Here is a 13,945-nt window from a genome sequence, read left to right on the forward strand (position 1 = left end):
GGCTTCGATATTGCCGGTGAGCTGACGGCGGAATTCCTGGAACTTGGCAGTGCTGGACGTTGAGTTCGCGATGGTTTCGTCGACCATGTGTGCGAGTTCAGCGGCGTAGGGGTCCCCGGCGCGGTATCGTGTGCCGCTGTATGCTTCGAAGCGGTCAAAGACCACGTCGCCCTGGCCGGCCTCAAATTCATCGCCGACGGTGATCTTGTTGGTTATGGAGCGGCCGTTGATGACTGTCTGGAAGTCGTCCACCCGGTAGCTGCGGGTGAAGTAGGGGGTGCCGTGGGTGAATTTCCAGTCGATGGAAAACGTCTTGCCCTTGAGCTCCTCGAGCAGGCCGTCGGGGACGGTGCCGTGCATCCGGTAGTGGTGCAGGACAGGACCGTGTTCAAGGGTTTCGATGTCGACGGTGGTGTGTTCGGGCGGGTTGATGAGGCCGTTTTCGGGGGTGAAGAAGGGGCCGTAGAAGCCGCCGATGGCGTTGTTGCCCGAGGGGAGCAGGTCGATGCCTTCTTTCAGTGTGGCGAAGTGACGAATTCCCCACTTTGAGGAGCCGGTGCCTTCAGCCGTGCCCGAGCACATTTCGAGGTCGAAGTACCCTGTGTCCAGGCGGACGAAGGCGTCGGACTCGACGGGTTCCCGTTCGTTTATGCCGTCAACGCGCCCGGTGACCGGTGCGGCGAGGGTGAGCTGCAGGTTTCCCTCGAAGGTCACGACGGTGATGAACGTGGTTTTACCCGGTTCGGGCTGGGCGTTCAGCCGCTGGCAGATAACGGTCTCTCCGGCACTGGTAGTTGCTGTCCAGAGGTTTTCGGTAAATTCTCCGTCGATGGTGAAGGTCACTGGTTCGTTGATTCGGCGGCCGGGAAGGCCGTCCTTGATGGCGATGGTGGGCATTGCCACGGGCTTTTTCCTCTCAAGTTATGGGCGTGGGGCTAGAACCGGCCACTTTTGGGAAGTGGCCGGGTTGTCCCGTCCGGCAGGCAGGATGTGGCTGCCGGTTTCGTCGGGCGTGCTCTTATGCAGGTGTCTGGGCGGCGATGGCCCTGGACCAGGGCAGGCGCAGTGTGCGTTGTTTCAGGCTGTCGATTGCCACCGCGAGGATGATGACGAGGCCCTTGATCAGCAGTTGGGTGAAGAACTGGACATTCATCAGGATCAGTCCGGTGCTGAGGACACCGAGAATGATGGAGCCGATCAGTGTGCCGTAGATCCGTCCGCGTCCGCCGACGAGGCTTGTGCCGCCCAGGACAACTGCGGCGATCGCGTCCAGCTCGTAGCCGGTGCCGGCTGTCGGCTGGGCGGAGACCACCCGGGCGGAGAAGATGACACCGGCGAGCCCGGCGCAGATGCCGGCGATGACATAGACGGAAGTGATGACGCGTTTGACGTTGATGCCTGCCAGCCGGGCGGCTTCGGCGTTGCCGCCCACGGCGTAGACGTGCCGGCCATAGCGGGTGCGCTCAAGGACGAACCACGCTGCGACGTAGACGATGATCATGATCACCACGGGCACCGGGATGCCCGCCATGTACCCGTTGCCGATGTCCCGGAAACTGAGTGTGTTGGAGACGATGGGTTGCCCGTCGGTCATGGTGTAGGCCAGGCCTCGAAGGAAGGTCATGGTGCCGAGGGTAACGATGAAGGCGGCCAGTGCCAGGTAGGCGCTGAGCAGGCCGTTGATCAAACCCGCGACGGCCCCTGTCACAACACCGACCAGGATCGCGACGGGTGCGGGCAGTCCTGCAATGCCTGTCATGACCGATGCGACACCGGAGACGGCCAGAATGGAACCGACAGAAAGGTCGATTCCGGCCGCGAGAATGACGAATGTCATTCCGGCCGCCAGGATCGCGTTGATCGAGATCGACCGGGCAATGTTCAGCAGGTTGTTGACGCTCGCGAAGTTAGGGGCGATGACGACCATTAAGGCAACGAGGGCGATCAGGACCACGAGGATGCCGACGCGGTCCCACCAGTAGGCAAAGTCAAAGCTGCGGGCGGTGGCAGGTGTGGCCTCTGGCCGGATGCCGGCGCCCTGTGGGTTGTTCAGAGCCTGGTTAGTCATGGAATTCTCCGTTTGTCTGTGCTGCTGTTCCGGTTGCGTGGGACATGACGTCCTCTTCGCTGGCGGTGCGTGAGTTGAGTTCCTGGACGATCCGTCCGGAGCGCATCACGAGGAGCCGGTCGCTGATGCCGATCGCTTCGGGAAGGTCCGAGGAAATGACCAGGATGGCCTTGCCGGCCTTGGCGAGGTCGTTGATGACTTCATAGATTTCGCTTTTCGCGCCGATGTCTACGCCCCTCGTGGGTTCGTCCAGGATCAGCACATCGGATTCGCGCATCAGCCACCGGGCCAGAACCGCTTTTTGCTGGTTGCCGCCCGAAAGCGCGCTGACCGGCAGGCGCAGGGCGTTCTGCCGCAGGTGCAGGCGTTCCATCTGCTTTTTCACCGCGTTCCGTATTCGGGTCCGTTGAAGCACGCCGGCGTTCACGTGGCCGCCAAGGGAACTGACAGCGATGTTGTCCTCGACGGTGTGGGAGACGAACAAGGCCTGGTCCTTGCGGTCCTCGGGGACCATTGCGATTCCCCGGGCGATCGCCTGGGCCGGGCTGGAGGCCAGTGCCGCTTTGCCTTTGACGGTGACGGTGCCGCCGCGGGGCCTGTCGGCGCCAAAGATCATCCGGGCCGTTTCGGTGCGGCCGGCCCCGATGAGCCCGGACAGGGCGACGACCTCGCCCGACCGTACTTGGAAGCTGACCGGCCCGATGCCGGCACCGTCGGTGAGTTCCTTGACCTCCAGCATGACGTCTCCCGGGCTGTGCCGGTCGTGGTGGTAGAGGTCCTCGAGGTTGCGTCCGACCATCATCCGGACGACGTCGGGCGGGCTGATCTCGGTCTTTCCCCGGGTGCCGACGTACGTTCCGTCGCGGAAGACGGTCACACGGTCCGCGAGCTCCCAGACCTCTTCCATCCGGTGGGAGATGTACACGAGCCCGACACCTGCATCTCGCAGCTCGTTGATGATCTGGAAAAGGTGGAGGGTTTCACTGCGTGAGAGGGCCGCTGTTGGTTCATCGAGTACCAGGATCCTGGCGTTCTCGCTGACGGCCCTGGCGATTTCAACCATCTGTTGCATGCCCACACTGAGCTGGCCGAGCTCAGTGCGCGGATCAATCCGTGCCCCGACCCGGGCGAGCTTCTCACGGGCCTGGACGATCATGGCGCGACGGTCCAAGGCCCCGAACTTGGTCGAAGGTTCCCGTCCGAGGGCCAAATTCTCGGCAACTGTCATCGCCGGGACCGTGTTCAGCTCCTGATGGATGATGGCTATGCCGTGGGCAACGGCCTCATGCGGGGAGCGGATGTCGATTTCGGTGCCATCCATCAGGATACGTCCGGAATCGCGGGCTACGTTCCCCGCCAAGATCTTCATCAGGGTGGATTTACCAGCTCCGTTCTCGCCCATCAAAGCATGCACTTCACCTGCACGCAGGTCGAAGTGGACGTTATTGAGAGCGAGCGTGGCGCCGAAGCGCTTTGTGATGCCTTCCAGCTGCAGCAGCGGCTGGCGGGAGGTTGTTGTAGTCATGACGGCCTATTCTTAGTCCGGTTGTGTGGGGCCGCTGCGGGAGCCGAGCGACCCCACACGGCAGCAGGGAGCCTTACCAGCCCTTGTACTGGCTGACGGTCTCACGGGTCACGAGCTCGCTGGGGATCAGGATCGTGCTCTCCGCCGGGGGCTTGTTGTCGATGATGTTCTGCGCGATTTCGACGGCCTTGCGGACCATTTCGGCAGGATTCTGGGTTGCGGTTCCGATGAACGGCGACCCGGACTGCTTCAGTTCCGCCACCGCCTCCGGGCTGCCGTCCACACCGGTGACCTTTACGGTCCCCGCCTTGTGGGCCTGCTGGACCGCCAGAACCGCACCGAGGGCGGACGGGTCGTTCATGCCGAAGATGCCCTGAACGTCAGGGGTAGCAGTGAGCATGTCCGTGGTCACGGCGAGGCCGGAGGCCCGGTCGTTCTTGGAGGCCTGCTGCCCGACAACTTTGATATCAGGGAACTTCTTCACGACGTTCTTGCAGCCGGTGATGCGGTCACGGATCGTCTGGAGCGGGGTTCCGTCCACCAAGAGAACATTGCCCTTTCCTCCCATCTGCTCGAACAGGTACTGGCAGGATTTTTCGCCGGCCTGGACTGCATTGGTCATCACCACGGCGTCCGCGCTCTTGGCCGGGGTGTCCACGGCGATGACAATGATGCCCGCCTGCTTCGCCCGCTCAATCGCGGGCTGGATGCCGTTTTCGTCCACGGCGCTGATGACAATCAGGTTCACGCCCTGCTGGATGAACGTGTCAATCTGGGTATTCTGATTCGCCAGATCAAGCTGCGCGTCCTGGGTGTTGGCGGTGGCGCCGATCTTCGCGGCGGCCTCCTTGGCTCCCTTGTCCATCGCGGAAAAGAACGGGTTGGACATGTCCTGGACCATGAGGCCGATCTTCTCGATCTTCGTCGGCTTGTTGGTACCGGCCTGGGTGTCGCCAGAACTGCAGGACGTCAGGCTGAGCGCGGCCAGTGTCGCGGCGGCGGTGAAAACTGCCGACTTCTTGACGAGCTGATTCATTTTCGGATCTCCTTTGAACCGGAACCGGCGAGGCCGTGACGGCCGGCCAGATCCGTGAAAAACGCGGTCGATGGAATTGGTAGTGGAGGTTGCGCCGGCTCGCTTCGATGCGAAGACCGGGGCTGTCGGGTCAGTTCCCGTGGGGGACGGAGCTCTGCGGGTCGGCTCCGCCGGAACCAAACCTTGCCGGTACGCTTTGGAGTACCAAAAGCAAGGGGCTTGTGTCGGGGCGGGCAGGGCCCCGTTGCGTTGTCAGACCCAGCGCGTGGAAACCAGGACAGGCTTTCCGTCGAGGCCACCAGCCGAGCCACGTGCCGGTGAGGTCAGTTGCTTTTGGTCATGGGGGAGCTGGGGCTCAGCATCCGCATGACTGTCGCACGATTAAGTCCGCGTTCACCTCCCGGCGGTCCTCGGGACGGTAGTCGGGCACCGGTGACTCGCCCCGCCGCTCGGCCTCCAGCTGCCCGTCCAGGATTCGGGTCAGCGTCTGTGCGGCCAGAACGCCGATTGATTCGCTGTCCTCATCCACCACTGTCAGCGGGGGATCCAGCAGGGGAGCCCAGGCAAACTCGTCAAACGCTATGAGAGCCACCTGGGTGGGGACAGCAATTCCGCGCTGTCGGAGCACGGTGAGGACGCCGTGGAGCAGGGGGTTGTTTCCGGCGATGATCGCCCTGGGCAGGGCCCGGCCGGGTGTATCCAAATAGGCGGACAGTGTCCGGTATGCCGAGTCGGCGTCGTTCTCCGTCTCCAGCACCTCCAGTACAGCCCCGTGCTTGGCCGCCGCCTCGCGGAGACCGCGCTCCCGCTCGGCACGCGTGGACCAGCGGCCCGGATAGGCCAGGAAGAGCCAATCCGCATACCCGTGCCGGGCCAAATGCGCCCCCGCTTTCATGCTCGCCGCGTAATTGTCTGTCAGGATGCTCGGGACTTGTGTCGCGTCCTCCGGCGGTGCCGAGTCCACGAAAACCACGGGAATGTCCCAGCTTTCCAGGAGCTTAACGTTCTGCATGCTCAGGGTCAGGGTAGTGATAATGCCGGCCGTGCGTGACTGGATCAGATCCTGAACGATGGCATCCTCCACCTCCGGTGTGTACACACCTTCTGCTGCGATGTCGGCCACAACGGCATTGCGGCTGGATCCCCGCAGAACCCGCTGAATGCCCTTCATCAGGTCCAGGTAGTAGTAGTTCGACGTGCTCGCGGTGATGACCGCGATCGAACTGCGCGACTTCTTGCGGAGCTCCTGCGCGGCACGGTTCGGGACGTAACCCAACTCCCGGGCAGCCTTCAACACCAGCTTCCGGCTCGCCTCCGAGACATCGGCGCCGTTACTCAGGGCGCGCGAAACCGTATAGGAAGAAAGGCCTGTGGCTTCGCTCAAGTCCCGCAGCGTGGGCTTCTTCGCCATTTCGCGACTGCTTTCTAATCGATTAGGGAAAGGTTTCGCGGGATTCCCATCGCGTTACCTAAAGGATTAGGGTCAACGATAGATGTGACTACCCGCACACGTCAAGAGCCGCTCGCAGCGAAACCCTCCGCCCGCAAATCGACGCGCTGAAGGACCCCTACTCGGAAGCGCCGATAACGGAGACTTCGTCAACTGTTGGCGATGGCTTCCCGCCAGCTTGGCCTGCCGCAGGGTATCACTCCAGGAACATTTTGGTAACGTCCCCACCTGCTTATCTTCTAGAGGCCGCGGCGTGAAGGTCCACGGGAAGGCCGTCTTTTTGCCGGCTGCTGCCCCATCCGGAGACTTGATGACGTCAGTCCGGTTTCAAGGGGTATCGGTCAAATGATGAGTAGGAATCCTGTCCCTGTCGTAGGTGATGTTGGTGTATCCGTGCGGCTCCGGCCTGCCGGAGGTGTTCAAATTTTTACGAAGACGATCTCCTCGATCGTCAGGATGCTTTGCCGCGAAATCATGTTTCGGACCTCGGCGCGCATGCTCAGGGAGGTCCGGCCAAAGCGGGTCGCGGCTAAGCCCATCTCGATCAGGTCTCCCTGAACCGCGGAGCTGACAAAGTTTATTTCCGAGATGTATTTGGTGACCGCACGCCCGTTGCCGAGCTGAAGGATCGCGTAGATGGCGGCTTCTTCATCAATCCACTTCAGCAGGCTGCCCCCGAATAGCGTTCCGTTGGCATTCAGGTCCTCGGGCCGGACCCATTTCCGGGTTCGGAAGGTGATATCTGTTGGTTCCATTCGCCGCTGCCTTGTCTCTCACGCCTTTGACCGTTCTGCTGGGGCTGAACGGGCTTTAGGGGACACGTTAGGTGTGCGCCATGCAGCCGATAACCGGCTGCCACGGGCTCTTGGGGGCGGGCCCGTGGCAGCGGGGACTTACTTGAAGGCGGAAAATCCGGTTATGTCCCGGCCTACGAGGAGCGACTGAATCGAGTCCGTGCCCTCGTAGGTCGAAACAACTTCCATGTCTGTCATGTGGCGCGCGACGTGCCTGTCGAGCAGCAGGCCGTTTCCTCCGAGCATGTCGCGGGCTTCGGAGCATATCCACCGGGCCTTTTTTGCTGTGTGCATCTTCGCCAGGGAGGCCATGTTTCCCGTTAATTGGCTGGTCTGGCCCAGTTCTGCGACCCTGAAACACATGAGCTGCATGGCAGTCATTTCGGCCAGCATGTTGGCGAGCTTGTTCTGTACGAGTTGGAAGCTTCCGATCGGTTTGCCGAACTGGACGCGTGTGCGTGCATGGTCCGCTGCTGCTTCGTAGGCCGCCATTGCGTGGCCGACCGATTCCCAGGATGCGCTGTTTCGCGTGGCGGTGAGGACGCGGGTTGCGTCACGGAATGATGTGGCCCCGGCCAGGAGGTTGGCTTTCGGGATTCGGAGGTTTGAGAGTGTGATGTCCGCCTGGAGGATGGCGCGTTTGCCGATCTTGCCGGTGATGACGTCGGCGCGGTAGCCATCAGGGTATGTGCCGTCAGCGTTCTTTTCCAGGATGAAGGCTTTGACCTGTTCGTCGGCTTCATCTCTGGCCCAGATCACCACGATGTCCGCGAAGCTTGCGTTACCGATCCAGCGCTTGGCTCCGTTGATGACGTAGTGGTCCCCGTCGAGCCGTGCTGACGTTTCCAGTGCCACGGAGTCGGAGCCGTGCTCGGGTTCGGTGAGGGCGAACGCTCCGATCTTTTCCATGCCTGCCATCGGGGGCAGCCAGCGCTGCTTCTGTTCCTCGTCGCCGAGAATATGCACGCTGCCCATGGCCAGTCCGGAGTGGACGCCGAAGAAGGTGTTCATGGATCCGTCGCCCCTGCCCAGCTCCATGGCGATCAGGCCCGCGGCCATGGGGCTTAGTCCGGGGCAGCCGTAGCCGTTGATGGTTGTCCCGACGATGCCCAGGTCTGCGAATCCGCGCACGAGTTCGTGGGGAAATTCTGCGCGTTCCCAGTAATCGTTGATGATTGGCAGGATTTCGCTGTCGACAAAGGCGCGCACCTGTTTTTGAACTGCGCGGTCTTCGTCGGTGATGCGGTCATCGAGAAGGAAGTAGTCCGTGTCGATGGGGTCGGTGTCCATTGGTGGTCCTTTGTGTTGGGCGCCCGGTTGCGTCTGCCGGCTGGGGCGAGGGGGTCAGTGGCCGGTGAAAACTGCGGGGCGGCGTTCCAGGAATGAGGCCACTCCTTCTGCGCCGTCCTTGGTGTCGAGCAGTTGGAGCATCTCCGGGACCAGCTCGCGGGCGGCTGCCTGTTCGCCTTCGCGCTGGGCTCGGCGGGCCGACTGCAGTGTGGTGGAAATGCCGAGTGGTGCCTGTTGGGCGATGAGCTCGGCCAGCTCGAAGGCCCGCTGGAGCTGCTGGCCGGCCGGGACGACCTCTTGGACCAGGCCAATGCGCAAGGCCTCGGTTGCGTCGAATGTATCGCCGGTGAGCATGTACCGCATGGCGTTTCCCCAGCCAACCTCTCTCGGGAATCTGATGGTGGCACCGCCGAACGGGAAGATACCCCGGCTGACTTCCATCTGGGAGAACTTTGCGTCATCGGCAGCGACCCGGATGTCCGTGGCCAGGAGAAGTTCTATTCCCAGGGTGAGGCACCAGCCTTGTACGGCGCTGACTACGGGCTTACGCCGCTGCGGGCCAGACAACTGACGCGGGTCAATGCCGCCTTCCGGAATGCCGCCCCGGCCTTCGCGCAGAGCGTTTCCAACCTTGGCCATATCAAGCCCACCCGTGAAATGGTCACCGTGCGCGTAAAAGACGCCCACGCGGATCCTCTCGTTCTGTTCCATTTCGGCGTAGGCCATCGCCAATTCCGCGCGCATCTCAAGGTCAAAGGCGTTCCGCTTGGGCACGCGGTTCAGGCCGATGAGATACACATGACCCACGCGGTGTCGGGTGACTACCCGCCCGTCCCGGGGCAGTGCGCTGATGTCCAGAGTGGTCATCTCTCGGATTCCCTTCTTTGCTTTGATCGGTTCGGAAAGTGGCTTTACTGGACCGAGGTTCCGACCTTGTTGCGGGTGATGGAGTTCGAGAAGCCGCCGTCGGCCTTTCCGCGCGCTGCTTCCTCGCTGAAGTGGGTGAGCTGGTGGGAATCGAAGTGGGCGCTCAGGGCCACGCCAAAGCCCTGCGTCTCGAGGGTTCGGTTGAGTGACTTCTTGAGTACGGCGGTGGCGAAGGGCGGTGCCTGGGCCACGCGGTAGGCCAGTGTGTGCACTGCGTCGTCGAGCTCTGCTGCAGGGACGACACGGTTGACCATCCCGCATTCGAGGGCGTCTTTGGCCTGCATTGGTTCGCCGGTGAAGAGGAATTCGCGTGCCTTGCGGCTGCCCATCACCCAAGGGTGAACCAGGACCTCGACGGCACTGACTGCCATGGTGTGAAGCACCGGATCTGCGAAGAAGGCCTCTTCGGAGGCCACGATCATGTCGCACATGTTGGCCACCATGAAGGCACCGGCGATGCAGGCTCCCTCGACCCGGGCGATGGTCGGCTTGGGAAGGTTGAAGATGTTCATGCAGTAGTCCATGTAGGAGCGGGACTCGTAGGCCCAACGTTCCTCCGGCGTGAAGTCCTGCCGTTTGATCTGGCCTTCCTTCAGATCGTGCCCGGCGGAAAAGTGACCGCCTTTGCCGCTCAGGACCACCGCCCGGATTTCCGGGTCCCGGCCGGCGCGGAGCACCGCGTCATTGAGCTCGTCCAGCATCTGCTCGTTCTGCGCGTTGCGCTGCTGCGGGCGGTTCTGCCAGATGGTTGCCACGGGGCCGTCGACCTCGTAGAGAACGTAGTCATAGGTCATGCGAGGGTCCTTCGTTCAGTCCGGGGTGTCACCGGAATTGAGGTTATGGACCCACGATAAACTATCACCGCTAGTTAAATCTAGCCCTGAAATTCCTTCGCAGAGGCTCCAACGGCTTCGGACCCTATTTGGTGCGCGAGGTGGCCTCACGGTTGGCGAGGCCGGCGATGTCGGTGGCGTAGTGCAGGACCAGCCCGTCGATCAGGCACGTCAGGCCGCGTTCGAAAGCCGCCTGGTCAAGAACCGCCTGTCGTTCCGGGAGCCGGTAGGCGTCTGAGAGGTGGGGGAAGTCGGCGGTGTAAAAATCGGGGCCTTCGGAGAACCCGGCAGAGTATGAACCCAACGCCGAGCCGGCGATGTAGTTCCGGACGGCGATGGCGACTTCGGTCGCCTGGCGCGGAGGCCATCCGCCATCCACGAGGGATCCGTAGAAGGCGTCAGCAAGACGCAGCTGGGCGGATCGGGTTCCGGGCCCGCGGGCAAGCAGCGGCACGATTCCGGGATGTTTTTGCAGGACCGTCCAGTAGCTCCGCGCCCAGACCGGGAGTGCGACACGCCATCCTGCCGACTCGAAAATGGCCGTGTCCACGGTATCCAGCAGTGAGTTGATCACGGCATCGGCGACGGCATCCATGGTCGCGAAGTGGTTGTAGATTGACGGTCCCTTAATGCCGAGCCGCGCGGCGAGCCGGCGGGTGGTCAATGACGCGAGGCCTTCCTCATCTATGAGGGAAGTGGCTTCGGCAACAATGCGCTGAGGCGATAAGGCAGGAGTTGTGGGGCGTCCCATGCTCCTACCTTGCCATACCAGGCCGAGGTGCCGGGAAGGCGCCGCCCGTCGGGAACAACTTGCGTGATCCCCTTCACAGCCTAATAATGCTCCTATAAGCTTTAACTAGCAGCGCTAGTCAGAAAAGGCGCTTCCCCTGCCATTCGGCACAGATCTTCAACGGTGAGGAATTTTCTAAATGGTCACTCCACAGGCCTCGGCGGCCGCCCCTCCTGCTGCCGCTCCGGAACGCTCGGGGTTCCGAGCTTGGACGGTCACGACCATGGTCGTGCTGTTCGCGACGCTTAACTGGGCGGACAAAGCCCTGATCGGCATCATCGCCCAGCCGCTCATGGACGAGTTTGGTCTGACGCCAACGCAGATTGGTTTCGCCGGCAGCGCCTTCTTCTTCCTTTTCAGCGTCAGCGGTGCCATGGTCGGCTTTCTTGGCGACCGGTTCCAGATCCGCTGGATCCTATTCACGTTGGCAGCCCTCTGGGGCGTCGTTCAGTTCCCGCTGCTGATCAGCGGCACGTTCGCTGTTCTGCTGTTCTCCCGGATCGCGCTGGGCGCTTTTGAAGGGCCGGCAACGGCGATGGCCAGCACTGCCGTCTTCCAGTGGTTTGCCCCGGACAAGCGCGGATTCCCCGCGGCCCTGGTGACTTCCGGATCGTCCTTTGCCAAGATCTTCGCCGCGCCGCTGCTCGCGGTAGTCGTTGTGACCTGGGGCTGGCGGGCAGGCTTCATCACGATGGCGGCAGCGAGTTTCATCTGGTGTGCGGCGTGGCTGTTCATTGGCAAGGAGGGCCCCTATGCCAAGGCGAGGCCGCTGGCCCGCCGGGGGAGCGGCCTGCCCAGCACCGCGCAACCGGCAGTGTCCATGGTCCGGCTTCCCCTGCGGCACATCCTGCTCTCCAAGTCGTTCATCGGGGCGTTCCTGGCGACCTTCGCCGTCTACGGCGTGGTGTCTGCGACGATCACCTGGCTGCCGTCGTATTTCGAGAAGGGACTGGGCTATTCCCGGCTGGAGTCCGGGCTGATGTTCGGTCTTCCCAGCATCGCAGCGGTGGTCCTGATGTACGGCGCGACGTTCGTCACTGACCGGATCGCCAGCCGGCGCCCGTCGGCAGGGAAAGTTCTGGCCGTCACCACCGCCGGATTCCTCATCACCGGCGGCCTGGCACTGGCGTGCCTTCCCTTGCTCGGAGTCCCGATCGCCGTCGTCGCCGTGCTGATCCTGGGCTACGGATGCATGAGCGTGGCGCTGCCCATGATGAACGCCGTGATCTCCCAGATTGTCCCGGTCGCCCAGCTCTCCAGCACCATCGGCATCTTCCTGGCCCTGCAGAACCTTTCCGGCCTCATCGCACCGAGCCTTGTCGGGATCCTGGTCGAAAAGGCAGCCATACCGCTCGAAGGCTTCTCCCTGTCCTACCAGATCTTCGGCGTGGCCATCCTCGCCGGTGGACTGCTGACACTGCTCCTCGTCAACCCCGAGCGCGACGCGGCCAAGCTGCAGCAACGCCTGGCCGGTCTGCGGGAGAAAGCCGGTCTGCCCGCCGATGACACAGCCGAAACGGCAAGCGCCCCCTAAGCTCCGCCCCCATGATTCTGACCCCCGGCATAATAACCACGCAAAAGGAAGTACCAATGTCCCCGTTCCACGACCGCCCCTGGACGCATCTCTATCCACCCTCGGTCCAGGCGATGCAGTCCATCCCGGAGACGACGCTGGGCGAGCTGCTCTCCCTCTCCCGTGAACGGTTTGCAAACAGGGTCGCCATGACGTTTGAGGGCAGGACCTGGAGTTTCCAGGACCTTCACCGGCAGGCACACGCACTCGCACGGCTCCTGATCAACCAGGGACTCACCCGTGGTGACAGGGTCGCCGTCGTGCTGCCCAACCGTCCGGAATACGTGGCAGCGATCTTCGGAATCGTGCTGGCAGGCGGCATCGTCGTGCAGGTCAACTGCCGTTACCCCGCCGAGGAAATACGCAGGATCCTGGAGGACTCCGGTGCCGCAATCGTGGTCGCAACCGGCGAAGCGGCACAGCGCTGCTCACCCGGGGAAACGGAGTTCCTCGGCCGCAAACTCATCCGCGTGGACACGGCGGGGGAGTCCTCTCCTGCTCTGCCCGGGACCCCTTACACCCGGCTGGAGGAATACCTGGGTCTGGAACCACTGCAACCCGCGTCCGACCCGTCCGACGTAGCCGTCTTGCAGTACACCGGCGGGACGACCGGCGCTGCCAAGGGCGTGATGCTCACCCACCGCAACCTTATTGCCAACGTCGAACAGCGCTTCGCCGTGACGTATGGCCTTCTCGACGTCCCGGAAGGGGCCAAAACAGTCAACGTGCTGCCAATGTGCCACGTCTTCGCCCTGACGGCAGTCACGCTCCTCGCAGTCCGCTCCGGAATGAACCAGCTGCTCATCCAGGACTTCCGGGCGGCAGAGATGCTCACCACCATCCGCGACGAAAAGCCTTACGTCTTCAGCGGCGTCCCGACGATGTACACCGCACTGAACCGGGAACCCGGTGTCGGCACCAGCGGCCTGGATGCGGTAGCCATCTACAACAGCGCCGGTGCGGGCTTCCCGCTGGAGCAGATCGAGCAGTTCGAACGAAACAGCGGCGGCCGCATCATCGAAGGCTTCGGGATCAGCGAGGCATCCCCCTCAACCCACCTGAACCCTCTCTTCGCCCCGCGTAAGGTGGGCAGCATCGGCATTCCCCTTCCGTTGACCGACGTCCGGGTCGTCCACCAGGACGGCGGCAATCTGGAAGAACTGCCGGTCGGAGAGATCGGGGAAATGATCGTGCGCGGTCCACAGGTGATGAAGGGCTACTGGAACCGCCCGGAACAAACCGCGGAAACCCTGCGCGACGGCTGGCTGCTGACCGGCGACCTCGCCACCATGGATGAAGAAGGCTACTTCTTCATCGTCGGACGAAAAAAAGAAATGATCGTCACCAGTGGCTTCAACGTCTACCCGGCCGAAGTGGAACAGATCCTGACGAAGTTCCCCGGGATGCTGGAAGCCGCCGTCGTCGGACGGGACGACGAATACCGCGGGGAAAAGGTTATCGCCTACATCACGCTGGAACCGGGGCTCTCCGTGACGGATGAAGAGCTCGACGCGCACTGCCGCAAACACCTGGCAGGCTACAAAGTGCCCCGGGAATACATCCGCCTGGACAGGCTGCCGCGGACGCCGGTGGGAAAGATAGCCAAGAATGAACTGCCGCGGGTTACCCATCCCGTGTCCGGCGCGAAGTAGCCGCCGG

The 13,945-nt window shown here is 62.7% G+C and carries 11 protein-coding genes and 1 pseudogene; 2 read left to right on the forward strand and 10 right to left on the reverse strand.

Annotated elements, in window-relative coordinates:
* The 10 genes and pseudogenes from QFZ23_RS23055 to QFZ23_RS23100 form a co-directional block, all read right to left on the reverse strand.
* Positions 1-897 (reverse strand): hypothetical protein (locus tag QFZ23_RS23055; protein ID WP_306927187.1); only part of this gene is annotated, 897 nt, incomplete at its 3' end.
* A 121-nt stretch (positions 898-1,018) separates the two neighbouring features.
* On the reverse strand, positions 1,019-2,068 hold the full coding sequence (locus QFZ23_RS23060; RefSeq protein ID WP_306926087.1) for an ABC transporter permease subunit: 1,050 nt from the start codon (positions 2,066-2,068) through the stop codon (positions 1,019-1,021).
* Positions 2,061-3,593 carry a sugar ABC transporter ATP-binding protein gene (locus tag QFZ23_RS23065; protein WP_306926086.1) on the reverse strand — a complete coding sequence of 511 codons (1,533 nt, stop codon included), beginning with the start codon at positions 3,591-3,593 and terminating at the stop codon, positions 2,061-2,063. The genes QFZ23_RS23060 and QFZ23_RS23065 overlap by 8 nt, the downstream gene beginning before the upstream one ends.
* A gap of 73 nt (positions 3,594-3,666) precedes the next feature.
* The gene (locus tag QFZ23_RS23070) at positions 3,667-4,629 is read right to left on the reverse strand and encodes an ABC transporter substrate-binding protein (protein ID WP_306926085.1); all 963 of its coding nucleotides are present in this window, start codon (positions 4,627-4,629) and stop codon (positions 3,667-3,669) included.
* A 355-nt stretch (positions 4,630-4,984) separates the two neighbouring features.
* Positions 4,985-6,040, reverse strand: a complete 1,056-nt coding sequence (locus QFZ23_RS23075; protein ID WP_306927001.1) for a LacI family DNA-binding transcriptional regulator — start codon at positions 6,038-6,040, stop codon at positions 4,985-4,987.
* 366 nt (positions 6,041-6,406) lie between these two features.
* Positions 6,407-6,834 (reverse strand): annotated as a pseudogene (locus QFZ23_RS23080) (acyl-CoA thioesterase).
* A gap of 138 nt (positions 6,835-6,972) precedes the next feature.
* Positions 6,973-8,163, reverse strand: a complete 1,191-nt coding sequence (locus QFZ23_RS23085; RefSeq protein WP_306927002.1) for an acyl-CoA dehydrogenase family protein — start codon at positions 8,161-8,163, stop codon at positions 6,973-6,975.
* Between the two features lie 54 nt (positions 8,164-8,217).
* Complete coding sequence (locus QFZ23_RS23090; RefSeq protein ID WP_306927003.1) at positions 8,218-9,030, reverse strand: crotonase/enoyl-CoA hydratase family protein; 813 nt, start codon at positions 9,028-9,030, stop codon at positions 8,218-8,220.
* A 44-nt stretch (positions 9,031-9,074) separates the two neighbouring features.
* On the reverse strand, positions 9,075-9,884 hold the full coding sequence (locus QFZ23_RS23095) for an enoyl-CoA hydratase (protein ID WP_306927005.1): 810 nt from the start codon (positions 9,882-9,884) through the stop codon (positions 9,075-9,077).
* A gap of 124 nt (positions 9,885-10,008) precedes the next feature.
* Positions 10,009-10,674, reverse strand: coding sequence for a TetR/AcrR family transcriptional regulator (locus tag QFZ23_RS23100; RefSeq protein WP_306927007.1), 666 nt, complete (start codon positions 10,672-10,674; stop codon positions 10,009-10,011).
* 178 nt (positions 10,675-10,852) lie between these two features.
* Here QFZ23_RS23100 and QFZ23_RS23105 point away from each other — a divergent pair, with 178 nt between their 5' ends.
* Positions 10,853-12,247 carry an MFS transporter gene (locus tag QFZ23_RS23105; RefSeq protein ID WP_306927009.1) on the forward strand — a complete coding sequence of 465 codons (1,395 nt, stop codon included), beginning with the start codon at positions 10,853-10,855 and terminating at the stop codon, positions 12,245-12,247.
* A 56-nt stretch (positions 12,248-12,303) separates the two neighbouring features.
* Entirely contained in the window at positions 12,304-13,938 is a 1,635-nt protein-coding gene (locus QFZ23_RS23110; RefSeq protein WP_306927011.1) for a long-chain-fatty-acid--CoA ligase, read from the forward strand.
* Positions 13,939-13,945: the final 7 nt, after the last annotated feature.

The organism is Arthrobacter globiformis (assembly GCF_030818015.1).
Classification (GTDB): domain Bacteria; phylum Actinomycetota; class Actinomycetes; order Actinomycetales; family Micrococcaceae; genus Arthrobacter; species Arthrobacter globiformis_C.